General features: G+C 68.0%; 14 protein-coding genes. 12 read left to right on the forward strand and 2 right to left on the reverse strand.

Going from position 1 to position 18,332, the window contains the following annotated elements:
* Nucleotides 1-113 precede the first annotated feature (113 nt).
* The 7 genes from NOV65_RS07450 (at nt 114) to NOV65_RS07485 (ending at nt 9,642) form a co-directional block, all read left to right on the forward strand.
* Nucleotides 114-2,162: a M13 family metallopeptidase gene (locus tag NOV65_RS07450; protein WP_257305477.1), complete on the forward strand. Its 2,049-nt coding sequence runs from the start codon at nt 114-116 to the stop codon at nt 2,160-2,162.
* Between the two features lie 16 nt (nt 2,163-2,178).
* Nucleotides 2,179-2,769 carry an isochorismatase family protein gene (locus NOV65_RS07455; RefSeq protein ID WP_257305479.1) on the forward strand — a complete coding sequence of 197 codons (591 nt, stop codon included), beginning with the start codon at nt 2,179-2,181 and terminating at the stop codon, nt 2,767-2,769.
* The gene (locus NOV65_RS07460) at nt 2,766-3,716 is read left to right on the forward strand and encodes a carbohydrate kinase family protein (protein ID WP_257305481.1); all 951 of its coding nucleotides are present in this window, start codon (nt 2,766-2,768) and stop codon (nt 3,714-3,716) included. The genes NOV65_RS07455 and NOV65_RS07460 overlap by 4 nt, the downstream gene beginning before the upstream one ends.
* Nucleotides 3,717-3,718: 2 nt before the next feature.
* Complete coding sequence (locus tag NOV65_RS07465) at nt 3,719-4,324, forward strand: uracil-DNA glycosylase family protein (RefSeq protein WP_257305483.1); 606 nt, start codon at nt 3,719-3,721, stop codon at nt 4,322-4,324.
* A 69-nt stretch (nt 4,325-4,393) separates the two neighbouring features.
* Nucleotides 4,394-7,207 carry a M16 family metallopeptidase gene (locus tag NOV65_RS15430; RefSeq protein WP_306671950.1) on the forward strand — a complete coding sequence of 938 codons (2,814 nt, stop codon included), beginning with the start codon at nt 4,394-4,396 and terminating at the stop codon, nt 7,205-7,207.
* A 133-nt stretch (nt 7,208-7,340) separates the two neighbouring features.
* Nucleotides 7,341-9,161 (forward strand): RluA family pseudouridine synthase, encoded by a 1,821-nt coding sequence (locus NOV65_RS07480; protein WP_257305484.1) that lies wholly within the window; start codon nt 7,341-7,343, stop codon nt 9,159-9,161.
* A gap of 34 nt (nt 9,162-9,195) precedes the next feature.
* Nucleotides 9,196-9,642: a hypothetical protein gene (locus NOV65_RS07485; RefSeq protein WP_257305485.1), complete on the forward strand. Its 447-nt coding sequence runs from the start codon at nt 9,196-9,198 to the stop codon at nt 9,640-9,642.
* Nucleotides 9,643-9,717: 75 nt separating this feature from the next.
* Here the strand turns inward: NOV65_RS07485 and NOV65_RS07490 are convergent, their stop codons facing one another.
* The gene (locus tag NOV65_RS07490; protein WP_257305486.1) at nt 9,718-10,026 is read right to left on the reverse strand and encodes a 4a-hydroxytetrahydrobiopterin dehydratase; all 309 of its coding nucleotides are present in this window, start codon (nt 10,024-10,026) and stop codon (nt 9,718-9,720) included.
* A 46-nt stretch (nt 10,027-10,072) separates the two neighbouring features.
* Here NOV65_RS07490 and NOV65_RS07495 point away from each other — a divergent pair, with 46 nt between their 5' ends.
* Nucleotides 10,073-10,831, forward strand: a complete 759-nt coding sequence (locus NOV65_RS07495; protein ID WP_257305487.1) for an SDR family NAD(P)-dependent oxidoreductase — start codon at nt 10,073-10,075, stop codon at nt 10,829-10,831.
* A 14-nt stretch (nt 10,832-10,845) separates the two neighbouring features.
* On the opposite strand, the gene folD is transcribed toward NOV65_RS07495, so the two are convergent.
* Nucleotides 10,846-11,760, reverse strand: coding sequence for a bifunctional methylenetetrahydrofolate dehydrogenase/methenyltetrahydrofolate cyclohydrolase FolD (gene folD / locus NOV65_RS07500; protein ID WP_257305489.1), 915 nt, complete (start codon nt 11,758-11,760; stop codon nt 10,846-10,848).
* Nucleotides 11,761-11,940: 180 nt separating this feature from the next.
* Here folD and NOV65_RS07505 point away from each other — a divergent pair, with 180 nt between their 5' ends.
* The 4 genes from NOV65_RS07505 (at nt 11,941) to hppD (ending at nt 18,258) form a co-directional block, all read left to right on the forward strand.
* Nucleotides 11,941-12,510 carry a ribosome maturation factor RimP gene (locus NOV65_RS07505; RefSeq protein WP_257305490.1) on the forward strand — a complete coding sequence of 190 codons (570 nt, stop codon included), beginning with the start codon at nt 11,941-11,943 and terminating at the stop codon, nt 12,508-12,510.
* Nucleotide 12,511: 1 nt separating this feature from the next.
* Nucleotides 12,512-13,840: a transcription termination factor NusA gene (nusA, locus tag NOV65_RS07510; RefSeq protein ID WP_257305491.1), complete on the forward strand. Its 1,329-nt coding sequence runs from the start codon at nt 12,512-12,514 to the stop codon at nt 13,838-13,840.
* A 57-nt stretch (nt 13,841-13,897) separates the two neighbouring features.
* Nucleotides 13,898-16,969 (forward strand): translation initiation factor IF-2, encoded by a 3,072-nt coding sequence (gene infB, locus NOV65_RS15435; RefSeq protein WP_306671951.1) that lies wholly within the window; start codon nt 13,898-13,900, stop codon nt 16,967-16,969.
* A gap of 179 nt (nt 16,970-17,148) precedes the next feature.
* Nucleotides 17,149-18,258: a 4-hydroxyphenylpyruvate dioxygenase gene (gene hppD / locus NOV65_RS07525; RefSeq protein WP_257305492.1), complete on the forward strand. Its 1,110-nt coding sequence runs from the start codon at nt 17,149-17,151 to the stop codon at nt 18,256-18,258.
* Nucleotides 18,259-18,332 lie beyond the last annotated feature (74 nt).

The following is an 18,332-nucleotide window of genomic DNA, read 5'->3' on the forward strand; positions in this document are numbered from 1 at the left end:
GGGCCCTGGAGGATCCCCGATCCCGGGTCGGCAGGGGGGGAAACGCCCCGGTGGACCCGGGATCTTCCCGTGGCGGGCCTTTCAGTCCACCCTGGAGGGTCTCGAGGTTCTCCATGCACAGATCTTTGCCCCTTCTTTCCCTGTGTCTCGCGGTCCCTGCCCTGGTGGCGGCGCCCCCCAAGGTTGAGCCCCATGGCCTCGACTTGACGGGGATGGATCGCACGGTGGCCCCCGGCGACGACTTCTTCGCCTATGCGAACGGCGCCTGGGTGAAGCGGACGGAGATCCCCGCGGACCGAGGCTCCTTCGGTGTCGGGCACGAGGTGGCCGACCTCACGGACAAGCGCGTGGCCGCCCTCATCAAATCGGCTGCCGCTTCCAAGGCCCCCGCCGACTCGGACCTGCGCAAGATCGGCGACTGCTACACCAGCTTCATGAACGAGAAGGCCATCGAAGCGAAGGGGCTCAGCCCCCTCAAGCCCACCTTCCTGGCCATCGGCGCCATCCAGGACCGCAAGGGCTTGGCCCGCTACCTCGGCACCACGCTCCGGGCCGACGTGGACGTGCTGAACGCCACCAACTACCACACCGAGAACCTCTTCGGCCTGTGGGTGGCCCAGGACCTGGACGAGCCCACCCGCTACGCGCCCTTCCTCCTCCAGGGCGGCCTCGGGATGCCGGAGCGCAGCTACTACCTGGATCCCTCGGCCGGCATGGCGGCCGTCCGCACCCAGTACAATACCCATGTGGCGGCCATGCTGAAGCTGGCGGGCCTGTCGAATGTCCTCACCCGCGCGGCGGCGGTGGTGGAACTGGAATCCCGGATGGCGAAAGCCCACCTCGGCCGCGAGGAATCCGGCGATGTGCAGAAGGGGAACAACCACTGGACCCGCGCTGAGTTCGGCACGAAGGCCCCGGGGCTGGACTGGGAGGCCTTCTTCGCCGCCGCGGACCTGAAGCAGCCCGAGGTGTTCGTGGTCTGGCAGCCGGGTGCCGTCACAGGGCTCTCCGCCCTGACCGCGGAGGTCCCCCTCGACACCTGGAAGGACTACCTCACCTTCCATGCCATGCAGCACTGGGCGCGCGTGCTGCCCAAGGCCGTGGCCGACCAGTCCTTCGCCTTCTACGGCAAGGTGCTGAGCGGCGCCACCCAACCTCGCGACCGCTGGAAGTACGGTGTGGATCTCACCAACCAGGCCCTGGGCGAGGCTGTGGGGAGGGCCTATGTGGCGAAGTACTTCCCGCCCGCCGAGAAGGCCCGGGCCGAACGGATGGTCGCCAACATCACGGCGGCCTTCCGCGTCCGCATCGAGCATCTGGACTGGATGTCCCCCGAGACCAAGGCCAAGGCCCTGGCCAAGCTGGCCGCCCTCAAGGTGGGGGTGGGTTATCCAGATCACTGGCGGGACTACCGGGCGCTGAAGATCGTGGCGGGTGACGCCTTCGGCAACGCCCAGCGGGCGGAGCGCTTCGAGTACCAGCGGAACCTGCGCAAGCTCGGGCGGCCCATCGACCGCACCGAATGGGTGATGAACCCCCAGCTCGTGAACGCGGTGAACCTGCCCGTGATGAACGCCCTCAACTTTCCGGCGGCCATCCTCCAGCCCCCCTATTTCGATCCGAAGCGGCCCATGGTCATGGACTATGGCGCCATCGGCGCCGTCATCGGCCACGAGATCAGCCACAGCTTCGACGATTCCGGCTCCCTCTTCGACGCCACCGGCAAACTGAGCAACTGGTGGACGCCCGAGGACCTGAAGCACTTCCAGGCTTCTGCCGATCAGCTGGTGAAGCAGTTCGACGCCTACGAGCCCTTCCCGGGCCTGCACATCAAGGGCCGGCAGACCCTGGGCGAGAACATCGCGGACGTGGCTGGCCTCGCCGCCGCCTACGATGCCTACCGCCTCTCGCTAGACGGCAAGGAAGCACCCGTGGTCCAGGGCCTCACCGGCGATCAGCAGTTCTTCCTCAGCTACGCCCAGAGCTGGCGCGAAAAGACCCGCGAGCCTCTGCTGCGCCAGCAGATCCTCACGGACGGCCACGCTCCGGCCTCCTTCCGGCCTTACACCGTGCGGAACCTGGACGCCTGGTACCCGGCCTTCCAGGTGAAGCCGGGCCAGAAGCTCTACCTGGCGCCCGCGGACCGCGTGAAGATCTGGTAGACCCCAGGAGGTTCCCATGGCCCTGCTCGATTCCAGCCACAGCATCCTCGTGGTTATCGACCTCCAGGGCAAGCTCGTGGGCATGGTCCACCGGCCGGCCCTGGTGCTGGAGGCCACGCGCCGCCTCATGAGGCTGGCGGACCTCTTTGCCGTGCCGGTGGTGCTCACGGAGCAGTACCCCAAGGGCATCGGCCCCACGGAGGAGAGCATCCGCGCCACCTACGACGCCCTGGCCACGCCGAAGTTCTTCCTGGAGAAGACCGCCTTCGGATGCTGCGGCGACGCCGGCTTCGAAGCCCTGCTCCGCCAGGCCCGGCCCCACCTGGCCCAGGAGAAGCGCCAGATCGTGGTGGCGGGCATCGAAGCCCATGTCTGCGTGATGCAGACCGTGCTCGAGCTGCTGGGCTCGGGCCACGAGGTGCACCTCTGTTGGGATGCCGTCAGCGGCCGGGGCGAGGAGTACCGAAAGCACGCGCTGGACCGCATGGCCGCCGCCGGGGCCGTCCTCACCAACCACGAGTCCGTGGCCTTCGAGTGGGCCCGCGACAAGAACCACCCCCAGTTCAAGGCGCTCTCGGCGCTCATGAAGGAAGGGCAGCCCCAGTGACGGTGCGGGGCGAGCGCGAGGCACCACCTGGCCAAGACCTCGATGTCGTGGTCATCGGCAATGCGGGGGTCGACACGAACGTCTTCCTCCAGAAGGCGGACATCGATTTCGAGGTGGAAGGGAACTTCACCGAGAATCTCGACTGCGCGAGTCAGGCGGGCGTCTACGCAGCCCGTTCCTATGCCGCCCTGGGCTACCAGACCGCCTTCATCGGCCATGTGGGTGACGACTGGGCGGGCCACCTGGTCCGCGATGCTTTCGCCCACGACGGCATCGACATGAGCCTCCTCGGCACGGATCCCACCGGCACGGCCCGCAGCGTCAACCTCATCTACCCCGACGGCCGCCGCAAGAACTTCTACGACGGGAAGGGGCACCTGAACCTGTCGGTGGACCTCGACGCCTGCCGGACGCTCCTGGCGCGAGCCAAGCTGGTCCATGTCCATCTGGCGAACTGGACCCGCACCCTTCTTCCCATCGCCAGGGACCTGGGCCTGTCCGTGGCCTGTGACCTGCAGGACGTGGTGGATCCTGCGGACCCCTACCGGCAGGACTTCATTCGGCAATCCGACATCCTCTTCTTTTCGTCGGTCAACCATCCTGATCCCGCCCCCCTGGTCAACGCCTTCCTGAAGGCTGGACCGGCGCGTCTGGCCTTGTGCGGCCTCGGGGCCAAAGGGTGCGCCCTGGGCACCCGGCAAGGCCTCCGCACCTTCCCCCCCGTGTCCCTCCCGGCCCCCGTGGTGGACACCAATGGCGCTGGCGACAGCCTGGCTGCCGGCTTTCTGGCCAGTCACATCCTCCAGGGCCTGCCCCTGGAGCAGGCCGTTCTCCGCGGCCAGTTGGCGGCCCGCCATGCCTGCGCCCAACGGGCCTCATCCTCGAACCAGATCACGGGCCGGCAGTTGGGGCAGCTCGCCTCGGCCTTCCAGCCGCCCGAGGCCTGATCATGTCCCGCATCCACGGCCACCCCGTCCCGGCCTTGTTCCCGGACGCCGGCCCCGTGTCGGTGATGCTCTTCGGGGAGGCCCCGGGCCCTCGGGGCGCCGACCAGTCGGGCCTGCCCTTCTGGGGCGATGGCGCGGGCATCACGGTCTACCGCGCCCTGGCCGCCACGGGCCGGGCCGAGGTGCCCGACGCCGCCTGGGAGGACTGGGACGGCGCCCGCTTCAAGGCCCTGGGCCTGGCGCCGCGCCTCGTGGGCACCGCCCTCAGCAACGCCTACCCCGCCTGCCCCACCAAGGATGGCGAGCACTTCCACGCGCCCTCCAACAAGGACCTGCTGGCTCCGGCCAACCTCACCCGTCTGGCCCAGGAGTTGACCCGGGCGGCTGCGGACCGGCCTTCTCCCCTGCGCATCATCGCCTTCGGCAAGCGGGCGGAGTGGGTGCTGGGGCGGTTGCCGGGCGCGCCTCCCTTCGAACTGCACGCCCTCCCCCATCCCAGCGCCCAGGGCCTCCTGCAGGCCGCCCCCGGCAAGGGCAAGGGCCTGCGGCTGGAGGACCTCCGCGCCGAGTGGGAGATCCGGCTCCGCGCCCTTCTTAACATTTCTTAACAAGCCTCTTCCGATGTGCCGCGTATGCTGAGGGCTTCCATGCGGAATCTTTCACAACCTGGAGGTCACATGCCCTTCTCCCGTCGATTCATCCTGCCCCTTTGCGGGGCCCTGGCCTTGGCACTGGTGGCGGGAGACGCCCCCAAGCCAGCCGGTCCGGTATCCAAGGCAGCCTCCAAGGGCAAAGCGGCGAAGGCCCTTCCGCTGACTGCTCCCGCCAAGGTGACGGCGGTGGAAGGCATCACGGAATACCGCCTGGCCAACGGCCTCCGAGTCCTGCTCTATCCCGACGCGAGCAAGCCCACCATCACCACCAACATCACCTACCTGGTGGGCAGCCGGCACGAGCACTACGGCGAGACGGGCATGGCCCACCTGCTGGAGCACATGCTCTTCAAGGGCACGAAGGCCCGCCCGGACACCTGGAAGATCCTCAACGAGCTGGGCGGCGATGCCAATGGCACCACCAACTTCGACCGCACGAACTACTACGTGTCCTTCCCTGCTTCGGAAGAGAACCTGTGGAAGGCGCTGGGCTTGGAAGCCGATCGGATGCAGAACTGCACCTTCACGGCCGAGACGCTGTGGGGCAAGGACGGCAAGAGCGGCGAGATGACCGTCGTCCGCAACGAGTTCGAGTCCGGCGAGAACAGCCCCTTCCGCACCGCCATCTTCCGGTTGATGTCGGCGGCCTTCGACTGGCACAACTACGGCAAGCCGGTCATCGGCGCCCGCAGCGACATCGAGCATGTGAACGTCGACCACCTGCGGGCCTTCTACCGGACCTACTACCAGCCGGACAATGCGGTGCTGATGGTGGCGGGGAAGTTCGACGAGCCGAAGACCCTGGCCTATATCAACGACACCTTCGGACGGCTTCCGAAACCGGCCCGCACCCTGGAGCCCACCTACACCATGGAGCCCACCCAGGATGGCGAGCGGCTCGTCACCATCCGGCGCGTGGGCGGCACGCCCCTCCTGGTCGCCGGCTACCACGTCGCCCCCTCCGCCCAGGCGGATCGCAGCGCCACGGACCTGGCGGCCTCCATCCTGACCGATGCACCCAGCGGGCGCCTCTACAAGGCCCTGGTGGAGACCAAGGTGGCCGCCCAGGTCTTCCCCCTCTCCTTCACCACCTACGAGCCCGGGCTCCAGATGTTCGGCGTGGTGCTGGCGAAGGACGGTGACCTGGAGAAGGCGAAGGAGATCCTCCTGCGCGAAGTGGAGTCCCTGAAGGACAACCCCCTCACCCAGGCGGAGCTGGACCGCGCCAAGGCGCAGGTCCAGAAGGGCATCGACCAGGCCCTGTCCAACACCAAGAACATGGCCATCAGCCTCAGCGAGGCCATGGCCGCCGGCGACTGGCGGGAATGGTTCCTGGATCGCGACCGCACCATGGCCGCCAGCCTTGAGCAGGTGCAGAAAGCCGCCGTGGCCTACTTCAAGCCCAGCAACCGCACCCTCGCGCAGTACATCCCCACCGAGAAGCCCGATCGGACGGAGGTGCCCGGGGTGCCGGATGTGGCCGCCGATGTGAAGGCGTACGTGGGCAAGCAGGTCATCGCGCAGGGCGAGGCCTTCGACGCGAGCCCCGCCAACGTGGACCAGCGCACCGTGCGGTTCACGGCGCCCAACGGCCTGAAGGGGGCCCTGCTCTCCAGGAAGACCAAGGGCAGCATGGCCTCGGTCCAGCTCACCCTGCGCTTCGGCCAGGAGACCTCCCTGCGCGACAAGCTGGCCGCGCCCGAGCTCACCGGCGCCATGCTCATGCGCGGCACCCTCAAGCACTCCCGCCAGGAACTTGCCGATGCCTTCGACAAGCTGAAGGCTGAAGTGATGGTCACGGGCGGCGCCACCTCCGCGCAGGCCCGGCTCACCGTCCCCCGGGAGAACCTGGCCGCCACCCTGAAGCTGGTGGCGGAGGTGCTGCGCGAGCCCGCCTTCCCGGCCTCCGAGCTCGAGACCCTCGTGAAGCAGCAGACCACCGGCATCGAGTCCCAGCGCCAGGAACCCCAGGCCAAAGCTATGGAGTTCCTGGGCCAGACCTTCGATCCATACCCGGCGGGCCACCCCTCGGCCTACCGGCCGCTGGAGGCCCGGCTCCAGGATCTGAAGGCCGCCAAGGTCGAGGACCTGAAGGCCTTCCACGCCGCCTTCTATGGGGCGGATCATGCGACCTTCGCGGCCTCCGGGGACTTCGACGCCAAGGCGCTCCAGGGGCTCGTGACCGAGCTCTTCGGCTCATGGCAGTCCGCCTCGGCCTACGAGCGCATCCCGGCGCGGTTGAAGGAGGCCCCCGGCCAGTCCAAGGTCCTTGAGACGCCTGACAAGCAGATGGCCATCTTCGTCGCCGCGGAACGCTGGGCCATGAAGGACACCGATCCCGACTACCCCGCCTTCCTCATGGCGAACCAGATCCTGGGCGGGGGGGCCCTGAAGAACCGCATCGCGGACCGCCTGCGCCAGAAAGAAGGCTTCAGCTACGGCGCCGGTTCCTTCGTCAACGTGAACAGCCAGGATCCCGTCACGTCCTGGCAGGGGTATGCCATCTACGCCCCGCAGAACGCCGCGAAGCTGGAAGCCGCCTTCCAGGAGGAGCTCCAGATGGCGCTGAAGGATGGCTTCACCCAGGAGGAACTCGAGTTCGCCCGGAAGACCTGGCTGCAAGGGGAGGAAGCCCAGCGCCAGGAGGATCGCCAGATCGCCGGCTGGCTGGGCAGCTCTCTCTACCTCGGCCGGTCCGTGCTCTTCCAGGCGGAGCTGGAGGCCAAGGTCCAGGCCCTGAAGCTCGATGGGGTGAACGCCGCGCTGCGGAAACATCTGGATCCCGCGAAGCTCGTGATCGTCAAGGCCGGCGACTTCGCGAAGGCGGAAAAGAAGTAGGCTTCCCTTCGCCTAGCAAAATGGGGAGCGGCGCGCCGCTCCCCATTTTGCTAGGTGGGTAAAGCGTTTCGTGGTCTTCTGGTTGTCCGCTTGGCGTTGATCAGGACGCGAGGCGATGACGGAGGGCGTTGCCATGGCACGCATCGAACGGGAATGGAAAGCGGAACACGAAGGCTCGGCGCTGGCCTCGGAACTGCACAAGGTGATGGTGATCAGCCACCGCCAGGCCAAGGGCTTCATTGATGGCCACTGCGTGACGGTCAACGGCGAGACCGTCGAGAAGCACGGCCACCGGCTCAACCCCGGGGACACCGTGAAGGTGATCTTCGATCCCGAGCTGACCTACGACGTGCTGCCCGCGGCCCGGAAGCTCCAGTCAGGCCCCTTCGAGACCCTGTGGGAGGACAACCACCTCCTCTTCGTCTTCAAGCCCGCGGGCCTGCTGACGGTGCCGGCGGAGCAGGGCGGCGAGCCCAGCCTGGCCGAGGCCATCACCGAGTCCTACCGCCGCCGTGGCTTCAAGCGTTTCAATCTCTACATCGTCCACCGCCTCGACCGCTTCACCAGCGGCGTGCTGGTGTTCGCCAAGACCCCGGAAGCCCTGCATGGCCTGAAGAAGCACTTCGAGCTGCACCGCCTCCAGCGTGTCTACTTCGCCGTGCTCGTCGGCGAGCTGCCCGAGAACAGCGGCACCCTGGCGGGCCACCTCATCGAGCATGCCAAGTCCCTAAAGATGTCCGTGGCCACACCCCGCAAGGGCCCTGGTGGTGGCAAGCGCATGCCCGCGGGCGCCAAGGAGGCCGTGACCCACTACCGTGTGATCGAACGACTGCCTGGCCATACCGTGGTGGAAGTCCGCCTGGAGACGGGCCGCCGCAATCAGATCCGCGTGCAGTTCGCCGATCGCGGCTATCCGCTGCTGGGCGACCAGGTCTACGGCACGGAGAGCCCCCTGCTGGACCGCCAGGCCCTGCACGCCGAGCTGCTGGGCTTCAAGCACCCGGTCACCGAAGAGCAGGTCACCGTCACGGCCCCCATGCCCGCGGACATGGAGGCGGCCCTGAAGGCCCTGCGCAACCAGGCCCGCATGCATCGCGCCGTATCCGGCGTGACGGGTGAGGAGGGCATCTACCAGCCCACCGAAACGCGGGATCACAAGCTCAAGCGCGTGGCCCGGGCCAAGCGCTTCGACGAACGCGAGGCACCGGCGCGCACCCCGCGGCCCCGCCCTGTGGATGGCGAGGAGCGGCCCCGCCGCACCTTCACCCCCGGCGACCGCCCCGCCCGCCCACGACGCGAGGAGGGCGATGAGCGCCCTCGCAAGCCCTTCACCCCTGGTGACCGTCCGGCCCGCCCCAGACGCGAAGAAGGCGAGGCACGACCCCGGAAGCCCTTTACCCCTGGCGAGCGTCCGGCCCGCCCCCGGCGCGAAGAAGGCGAGGCACGACCCCGTAAGCCCTTCACGCCTGGTGAGCGTCCGGACCGGCCCCGCTCCGACAGCGACGAGCGCCCCCGCCGCACCTTCACCTCCGGCGATCGTCCGACCCGCTCCCGACGCGAGGATGGCGAGGCACGACCCCGGAAGCCCTTCACCCCTGGTGAGCGTCCGGCCAGACCCCGCTCCGACAGCGACGAGCGCCCCCGCCGCACCTTCACTCCCGGCGATCGTCCAACCCGCCCCCGACGCGAGGATGGCGAGGCACGACCCCGGAAGCCCTTCACCCCTGGTGAGCGCCCGGCCCGGCCCCGGCGCGAAGAAGGCGAGGCACGCCCTCGCAAGCCCTTCACGCCTGGCGACCGACCGGCCCGACCCCGCCCCGACAGCGACGAGCGGCCCCGCCGCCCGTTCGGAGCCACCGGACGCCCGTCGGGCCCGCGCAGCGAAGGCCCCGGCGCCCGGCCCGCGCGGAAACCCGCACCCCGCACCGGGAAGCCCAAACCGCGCAAACCCTGAGGAACCCCGGGCCTGTCCGGATCATCCAGCTTCCATGCGCACCCTGCTCGTCACCCTTCTCTTCGTGCCCTTCCTGACTGCGCAGGATGGGGGCGGTCTGGATCTGCACACGGATCTGGGTACGCCTGCAGGGGCGCAGATCCGTCTGGTTCCTCCCGGGTGCTGGGACGGCCTGGTCCTCGGAGCCAGCGTCCGGCCGCCCCAACCCTCCCGTCGGAATCAGGCGGGCGCCACGGTGGAGGTGTGGGACCTGGCCATCCGGGAAGCCCCGCGCCGCGAGGCTTTCACCCTCTACCTCAAGGCCCTGGGGGAACGCCTCGCCCAGGCCTTCATGGCGCCACCCCCCAGCCATGGAAAGATAGAACTCAACGAACTGGTGCAATCCGACCCGTCCAGCCCCCAGAAACTGGATCTCATCAGGGTCGAGTCCATGCAGCAACGCTTCAATCCACCGCCGCGCCTCGCACCGGTGCGGGAGTAGGACCTCCGCTCTCGGCCTGAGCCCCGTTCACCGCGGCCCCGCGACCTGGCCTCCTCGCCGGGTCGCGACAGCCGGTCAGATGTGCTCCAGGTACATCCGATCCAGCGCCTCGGCCAGATCCAGGTCCCGCTGCGTGACGCCGCGGCTCACGTGGGTGGTGAGCACCGCCACGACCCATCGGTAGCCGAGCGTCAGATCCGGATGGTGGTTCACTTTCTCGGCGTGTTCGGCGGCGGCCATCACGAAGCCCAGGCCTCGCTGGTAGGCGGAAAAAACGTACCTGCGGCGCAAGGTGAGGCCGTGGGAATCCCCCTGGGCGACCCACTCCGGGTGCGCCTTGAGGAAGGCCTCCATGGCGTCAGGACTCACCAGATCCTTGGACATGCTTACCCCCATGAGGCATCCTAGTCTGTTCGATTCGAGTCTCGCCATGCCCTTCAACCAGCCACCCCTGCTAGGCCGCATCGCCTTCGTCACCGGGTCCTCCCGGGGCATCGGGCGGGCCATCGCCGTGGAGTTCGCCCGCTGGGGCGCGGACGTGGTGGTGCATGCCCAGAAGAACCAGGACCTGGCCGAAGCCGTGGCCGCCGAGATCCGGGGCCTGGGCCGCCGCGCCATGGTGGTGCTGGCGGATGTGCGGGTGAAGGCGGAGTTGGAGGCCGCCGCGGATCGCGTAAAGGCCGAGCTGGGGCCCGTAGACATCCTCGTGAACAACGCCGGCACCCGGCAGGATGGCCCCTTCATCCTCATGGGCGATGAGAAGTGGGAAGAGGTCATGAACGTGAACCTCCGCGGCACCGTCTATGCCACCAAAGCCTTCGTCCGGGGCATGATGGCCCGCAAATGGGGACGGATCGTCAACATCGTGAGCCCCACCGGCATCATCGGGAAGGCCGGCCAGACCAACTACGGCGCCAGCAAGGGCGCGGTCATCGCCCTCACCCGCAGCCTGGCCCGGGAGATGGCCCCCTTCGGCGTGCTGGTGAATGCCGTGAACCCTGGCCTCATCCACACGGAACTCACCCAGGACGTACCGGAGGAGGCGCGCCGCCAGATGCTGGCGCCCACCATCCTCAAGCGCGAAGGCGAACCCGAGGAGGTGGCGGGTGTCGTGGCCTTCCTCTGCTCCGACTGGGCCAGCTACATGAGCGGCCAGATCATCAACGTGGACGGCGGGCTCTGCCCCTGAAACCCGCCGGCGAATCAGCTGGGCTGATTCGCCGCCTGGAGGGTGTTGGTCAGCAGGCCAGCGATGGTGAGGGGTCCGACGCCACCGGGCACGGGGGTGACGGCGGAGGCCACCTGCATGGCCTCGCCGAAACGCACGTCGCCGCAAAGTACCGCGCCCTTGGCCCTCAGGGTTTCCAGCTTCTTCGGCTCAGCGGCGAAGATGCGCTCGCCCAGGATCAGGTCGTCCACGCGGTTGATGCCCACGTCCACCACCACGGCGCCGGGCTTGATCCAGGAGCCCTCCACCAGACCCGGCTTCCCCACGGCGGCCACCAGCAGGTCGGCCTCCCGGCAGACGGCGGGCAGATCCTTCGTACGGCTATGGGCGATGGTCACAGTGGCGTGCTGCTCCAGCAGCATGAGCGCCATGGGCTTGCCCACGATCTCGCTGCGGCCGAGCACCACAGCGCGCAGGCCCTTGAGCTCCAAGCCGTGGTGGGCCAGCAGGGACATGCAGGCCGATGGCGTGCAGGGGCGCAGGCCCGGCAGGCCCTCCAGCAGCAGGCCCTGGTTCATGGGATGGAAACCGTCCACGTCCTTGGCGGGGCTGATCCGGTGCAGGGCCCGCTTGGAATCCAGGCCCTTGGGCAGGGGCAGCTGCACCAGGATGCCATCCACTCCGCCGTCGGCGTTCAGGCCGTCGATGAGGGCGTCCAGATCGGCCTGGGGGGTGTGCGCCGGCAGCCGGTGCTCGATCGAGGTGATGCCCACTTTCGCGCAGGCCGCGGCCTTATTGCGGACGTAGACCTGGCTGGCCGGGTCGTCGCCCACCAGGACCACCGCCAGCGCCGGGGCCCGCAGCCCTCCGGCGGCCCGGGCCTCCACTCCCAGCCGCACCGCCTCGAGCATGCGGTCCGCGTGCGCCTTGCCGTCCAGGATGGTGGCCATGAGTCCCCCCATCTCTATTGAATCCCAGGGCGGGGGTGGTTCCCGTCAACAATTCTGTTGCCTTGAGATTCCTGGCCATGAGCGCTAGACTTGGAATTCAATTCGGCCATGGCCACCCTCCTCGGGTGCCAAGACTGGGTGGGTTCGACCCACCTTTTTTGTTGTTAGCTCGGAGTCTCCTTGGATCTGAAGAAAGCGCAGCCCCCCCTTGAGCGCCAGCTGGCCCTGCTGGGCTTCGAGCTGGTGCACTTGGAGATCGTCCGCGAAGGCCGGGACGAGATGCTGCGCCTCTACATCGATCACCTGGATGCCGAGACCAGCGGCCGCAAGATCACCCTGGACGACTGCACCTCCGCCAACGAGGGCCTCCTGCTCTGGATGGACGTGGAGTTCCCCGACCTGCGGGAGAAGCTCGGCGTCGAGATCAGCAGCCCCGGCATGGAACGCCCCCTGGTGAAGGCCGACCACTTCCGCCGCTTCGCGGGCCGGCTCTGCCGCGTGCAGACCGCCGCCCCCATCAACGGCCAGAAGCGCTTCAAGGGTTGGATCGGCCCCGTGGCGGACGACGGCGTCACCTTGGAAGAGGATGGCGTTCTCAAGACCATCCCCATCGAAGCCATTCAAAAGGCCCGGCTGGCGCCCTTTGACGAAGAAAAAACCCCGCGGCCCAAGCACCTGACCGCCCGATTCACCGAAGTACCTGATGCCGACGGCGTAGAGACAAGCGCCGTCGAGGACGAGGAGGCCTGAGATGGCGAACGTGGCAACGACCTTTTTCGACAGCGTGAAGATGATCGCCGCTGAAAAGGGCATCCCCGAAGAGGATGTCTTTGCGGCGGTTGAGGAAGCCCTGGCCAAGGCCGCGGACAAGTACTTCAACGCCCAGGACTTCTACGGCAACTTCCAGGCCCAGATGGACCGGGAGACCGGCGAGTTCCACGTCTACGCCCTGAAGCAGGTGGTGGCCGAGGTCGAGGAAGAGGATCTGGAGATCAGCCTGGCCGAGGCTCAGACGCTGAACCCCGACGCCGCCGAGGGCGATACCCTCTGGCTGCCCCAGGACACCAGCCAGCTCGGCCGCATCGCCGCCCAGGCCGCCAAGCAGGTGCTGGTGCAGAAGGTCCGCGAGGCCGAGCGTGAACGCATCTTCACCGAGTTCGCCGACCGCATCGGCGAAGTGGTGGTGGCCGAAGTGAAGCGCTTCGAGAAGAGCGCCATCATCCTCGAGATCGACCGCGTGGAGGCCATGCTGCGCCGCAACGAGGCCCTGCGTGGCGACCGCTTCGACAAGGGCCAGCGCATCAAGGTCGTCATCGTCAGCGTGGACCGCAGCGCCAAGGATCCCCAGGTGCAGGTCAGTCGCACCGATCCACGGCTGCTCATCAAGCTCTTCGAGAATGAAGTGCCCGAGATCCATGACGGCACCGTGGTCATCCGCAACTGCGTCCGCGAAGCCGGCGACCGCGCCAAGGTGGCCGTCCACAGCCTCGATCCCGACGTCGATCCCGTGGGCGCCTGCGTGGGCCTCAAGGGCAGCCGCGTGCAGGCCATCATCCGCGAATTGAAGAACGAGAAGATCGATATCGTCCGCTATTCCGACGATCCCGCCCAGTTCATCGCCAACGCCCTGAACCCCGCCAAGGCCATCCGCGTGAACCTCGGCGATCCCGAGAGCCGCCGGGTCGAGGTGGTGGTGGATGACGAGCAGCTCAGCGTCGCCATCGGCAAGCGGGGCCAGAACGTCCGCCTGGCCGCCAAGCTCACGGGCTGGAACATCGACGTCCGCAGCGAAGCCGACAAGCGCCGCGAGGCCGAGATCGCCATGGGCCTGGCCCTGCCCGAGTTGGAAGCCGAGGAGGCCCCCGCCGTCGAAGCTGCCAGCCCCGCCTCCGCCCTGCTGGATCAGATCCAGGCCGAGGGTCTGGACGCCGCCCTCGCGGACCGGCTGGCCGCCGCGGGCTATCCCGATGCCAAATCCCTTTACACTGTCACTGCCGAGCAGCTCATGCAGGTGGAAGGCATGGATCAGGATCTGGCCTTCCGTCTCATCGATGCCGTGCAGGCTCACTTCGGGGAGTAGGCTGTAGTCCTGCAGCCCTTCCCGTTCCCCACCCCCAGGCCGAGGTAGTCCGCTTACATGCTGCGTATCAACCAACTCGCCAAAGAGCTCGGAGTCGCCAATCAGGAGGTCATCGAGGCCTGCGAGAAGCGTCTGGGCCTCCAAGGGAAGAGCCATAGCTCCAACCTCACCGATGACCAGGCGGATCAACTGCGCCGGGGCTTCCAGGGCAAGCACAAGGGGGAGAGCGATGCTCCGCCCCTCGCGCTGCACAAGCCCTCCGCCGCCGTGAAGGTGGTGAAGGCCCCCCATCAGCCGGCGCCGGCCAAGGCCGAGCCCCGCCCTGAACCCGAACCTCCCAAGCCGGCCCCTGCGGTGCTGGTGAAGAAGGCCGAACCCCGGCCCGAGCCGCGGCCCGAGCCTGCGGTGGAACCCGAAGCGTCAGCCGCTTCCGCCCCGGCGGCCACGCCCCCCCAGCCCAAGGCGGCCGAACCCGCACCGGGCGAGACCGAAGCCGCGGCCAAGGCGCCCGCGCCTGTCGAGGCCCCGCAGGAGACCTTCTCCCGTCTGAAGGTGTCCACGGGAGCCGCTCCTGCCCCCCGGGAGGAGAAGCCCGCCCGCTACATCCAGCTGCCCCCGGCCCGTCCCACGGGCGGCCAGGCCCCGCAGCGGCCGGCCCCGACCTCGGGTCCCGGCCAGCCCTCGGGCTCCGGTCCCCGCCCCGAAGCGGGCGCGCGTCCCATCGTCCAGCGCCCCGGCCAGGCCCCCGCGCCTGGCAGCGTACAGCGCTCCGGCATGCCCCAGAAAGAGAAGGCCGTGCTCCAGATGGCCACCAACACCGGCCGCGGTGAGGTGCGCCACGAAGCCCCTGTCCCGATCACGCCCAGTCGGCGGCCCTACATTCCGCCCGCCATCACGGAGATGAGGCCCGACCAGGGCTTCAGCCGCATCAAGACCTCCGACACCCCGCCCCCGCCCCCGCGATCCCAGGAACCTGCCCGCTACATCCAGCTGCCCCAGCCCCGTCCGGCTGGCGGCGTGCGGCCCAGCGGTCCCGGTGCCAGGCCTGGCGGTCCCGGCATGGGTTCCCGCCCCGGCGGCCCCGGCGGACGCCCCGGCGGTCCCGGCGGCCGTCCCGGCGGTCCCGGCCGGCCCGGCATGGGTTCCCGTCCCGGCGGGCCCGGTCGCGGTCCCTCCATCCCGGCCTCGGGCCCCATCGATCCCAACAGCCAGAAGGGCCCCGGTCGCGGCGCCCACGTGGGCGGCAAGAAGAAGAAGGGCGGCTACGTCCGGAGCAAGGAGGAGGAACTCGACCTCAAGCTCCGCCAGCCCCGCTCCCGCGCCCAGCAGGTGGCCAGCGAGTACATCGAAGAGGAGATCGGAATCGTCATGCTCTCCGAGGGCGTGACGGTCAAGGAACTCGCCGAGAAGTGCAACCGGCCCGCCAAGGATGTCGTCGCCAAGCTGCTCCACCGGGGCATCTTCGCCACCATCAACCAGCCCCTCGACACCGAGATGGCCAAGGACATCGCCCGCGAGTTCGGCTACCTGGCCGACATCGTCTCCTTCGAGGAGGATGTCCAGATCGCCTCCGACGAATCCGGCGAAGTACAGGGCGAGAAGCTCCCCCGCCCCCCCGTCGTCACCATCATGGGCCACGTCGACCACGGCAAGACCTCGCTGCTGGACGCCATCCGCAAAACCAAGGTGGCCGCGGGCGAGGCCGGCGGCATCACGCAGAACGTGGGCGCCTACCACGTGAACGTGAAGGATCCGAACACCGGCGAGATGCGCAAAGTGGTCTTCCTCGACACGCCGGGCCACGAAGCCTTCACCAAGATGCGTGCCAGGGGCGCCAAGGTCACGGACATCGCCGTCCTGGTGGTGGCCGCCGACGATGGCGTCATGCCGCAGACCGTGGAATCCATCAACCACGCCAAGGCCGCGGAAGTGCCCCTGGTCGTCGCCATCAACAAGGTCGACAAGCCCGGTGCCAACCCGGACAAGGTCCAGCAGGGCCTGCTCCAGTACAGCGTCCAGACCGAGGCCTACGGTGGCGATGTGCCCGCCGTTCTCGTCAGCGCCAAGACCAAGCAGGGCCTCGACGAACTGCTCGAGACGCTGCTCCTGGTGGCGGATCTGAAGGAACTGAAGGCCGTCTACGACTGCCCCGCCGCCGGATCCATCATCGAAGGCCGCCTGGATCGGGGCCGCGGTCCCGTGGCCACGGTGCTCGTGCAGCGCGGCACCCTGAAGGCCGGCGACATCTTCGTGGCCGGTGCCACCATGGGCCGCGTCCGCGCCATGTTCGACTACCTCGGCCAGCGCGTCACCGAGGCCGCTCCTTCCACCGCGGTGCAGATCCTCGGCTTCGAGGAAGTCCCCAGCGCCGGCGACAACTTCCAGGTGGTGGAGGACGAGGGCAAGGCCCGCACCATCGTCTCCTTCCGTCAGGAGAAGGCCAAGCAGGCCGCGCAGCAGAAGCAGCGCGCCACGCTCGAGACCTTGTTCAGCACCCTCAAGGATGGCCAGGTCAAGGAACTGCCCCTCATCATCAAGGCGGATACCCAGGGCTCCGTGGAGTCGCTGGTGGGCCAGCTGGAGCGCCTGAGCACCGACAAGGTGCGGGTGCGCATCATCCACAGCGCCGCCGGCACCGTCACCGAGAACGATGTGCTGCTCGCCGAAGCCTCCAAGGCCACCATCATCGGCTTCCAGACCCGGGCCGAGAAGAAGACCGAGGAACTCGCCCGTGAAGAGGGCGTGGACCTGCGCTTCCACGACATCATCTACAAGATCACGGAAGAGATCGAACAGGCCATGGTCGGCATGCTCGATGCCACCGAGAAGGAAACCGTCCACGGCCAGGCCGAAGTGCGCCAGCTCTTCAAGATCGGCAAGACCGTCATCGCCGGCTCCTTCGTCACCGAGGGCAAGGTCCAGAAGTCGAACAGGGTCCGCGTGAAGCGCGGCGAGGAGGTCCTCTTCGAGGGCGGCCTCAAGAACCTCAAGCGCTTCAAGGAGGACGTGACCGAGGTGAAGAATGGCCTGGATTGCGGCATCTCCCTCGATGGCTTCGACGAGCTGAAGGAAGGGGACATCCTCGAGTTCTTCAGCAAGGAGAAGGTGATCGCGACTTCGCTCAGCTGACACGATCTGCGCCTCGCGCAGATCGGAAACGGGCCCGCATAGCGGGCCCGTTTTTCATTGAACTCCATAATCGACTCAATGGTGTTTAAATATTGATTACACTAGGGTAATCATCATTCATGTGATTCGCATCACGACCGGAAGGCCTCACACTGGGCGGTCTCCCCGACGAGGTACCCATGGCCGCCCCCAGCTTCGCCCTCACCGCCCCCTCGAATCAGAAACCCGCCAGCAACCCCCTGGGCCTGGTGGGTATCGACCACTTCCAGCTGACCGGCTCCATCGCCCGTCTGGAGCCCCTCTACCGCCGCCTCGGCTTCGCCCGCATCGCCAGCGGCACCCACGCCTGGGGCCGGGTGGTCCACCTGCGCCAGCAGCGCATGGACATCCTCATCTTCGAGGCGGACGCCTCCCACCCGGCCGGTCACTATTTCCAGGCCCATGGGGAAGGGGTCTGCGCCCTCAACTTCGAGGTGGAGAACCTGGAGGCCGCCCTCGCCCAGGCCCGGTCCCAGGGCGCACGGGTGATGCTGGAGCCCGAGACTCACGCCCTCGGCGCCGGCTCGGTCCGCTTCGCCGCCATCCAGGGCGTGGGCGATGTGTGGAACTTCCTGGTGGAGCGCCAAAACGAGCCGGCCACCTTCTGGCCCGGACTCTCGCTGGATCCCGCGCCCGCCCTCTGCGACCCCGGCCTCGTCCGCGTGGACCACCTCACCAACAATGTCGGGCCCGCCGAGATGGATGCCCTGGTGGACTTCTACGAGCGCGTCTACGGCTTCGTCGTCACCCGGGAGTTCCACATCCGTGGCGCCCTGGGCACGGGCCTGGATTCCAAGGTGGTGCAGAGCGCCAACAACCGCGTGATCATCCCCATCAACCAGCCCACGGATGAGAAGAGCCAGGTGCAGGAGTACGTCACCCGTCACCGGGGTCAGGGCGTGCAGCACATCGCCCTGTCCACCAACGACATCTTCCACACCCTGCGCGCCCTCCAGGCCCAGGGCTTCAAGTTCCTCCGCGTGCCCGACACCTACTACGAGCTGCTGCCCGGCCGCATCGCGAAGAGCGGCTACACCGTGCGGGAGAGCCTCGACGAAGCCAAGGCGCTGGGCATCCAGATCGACGGCGACGAAACCGGCTACCTGCTGCAGATCTTCTCCGAGGACCAGGTCGGGCCACTGTTCTTCGAGATCATCCAGCGGCGGGGGAACATGGGCTTCGGCGAAGGCAATTTCCAGGCACTGTACGACTCCATTGAGCTGGATCAGAAGAAGCGGGGCGTTCTCTAACGCCGCCCCCCTGTTCCCTCGAAAACGTGCCGCCTTGCGGCCCATATTCATGCGCTCCCTATCGAAGGCCCCCC

Source organism: Geothrix campi (genome assembly GCF_024609265.1).
GTDB lineage: Bacteria > Acidobacteriota > Holophagae > Holophagales > Holophagaceae > Geothrix > Geothrix campi.

Coding starts and splice junctions, on each gene's coding strand:
- NOV65_RS15430 (WP_306671950.1), top strand. CDS start 4,394: ATGCCCTTCTCCCGTCGATTCATCCTGCCCCTTTGCGGGGCCCTGGCC.
- NOV65_RS07455 (WP_257305479.1), top strand. CDS start 2,179: ATGGCCCTGCTCGATTCCAGCCACAGCATCCTCGTGGTTATCGACCTC.
- NOV65_RS07450 (WP_257305477.1), top strand. CDS start 114: ATGCACAGATCTTTGCCCCTTCTTTCCCTGTGTCTCGCGGTCCCTGCC.
- folD (WP_257305489.1), bottom strand. CDS start 11,760: ATGGCCACCATCCTGGACGGCAAGGCGCACGCGGACCGCATGCTCGAG.
- nusA (WP_257305491.1), top strand. CDS start 12,512: ATGGCGAACGTGGCAACGACCTTTTTCGACAGCGTGAAGATGATCGCC.
- NOV65_RS07465 (WP_257305483.1), top strand. CDS start 3,719: ATGTCCCGCATCCACGGCCACCCCGTCCCGGCCTTGTTCCCGGACGCC.
- NOV65_RS07490 (WP_257305486.1), bottom strand. CDS start 10,026: ATGTCCAAGGATCTGGTGAGTCCTGACGCCATGGAGGCCTTCCTCAAG.
- NOV65_RS07480 (WP_257305484.1), top strand. CDS start 7,341: ATGGCACGCATCGAACGGGAATGGAAAGCGGAACACGAAGGCTCGGCG.
- NOV65_RS07495 (WP_257305487.1), top strand. CDS start 10,073: ATGCCCTTCAACCAGCCACCCCTGCTAGGCCGCATCGCCTTCGTCACC.
- NOV65_RS07485 (WP_257305485.1), top strand. CDS start 9,196: ATGCGCACCCTGCTCGTCACCCTTCTCTTCGTGCCCTTCCTGACTGCG.
- infB (WP_306671951.1), top strand. CDS start 13,898: ATGCTGCGTATCAACCAACTCGCCAAAGAGCTCGGAGTCGCCAATCAG.
- hppD (WP_257305492.1), top strand. CDS start 17,149: ATGGCCGCCCCCAGCTTCGCCCTCACCGCCCCCTCGAATCAGAAACCC.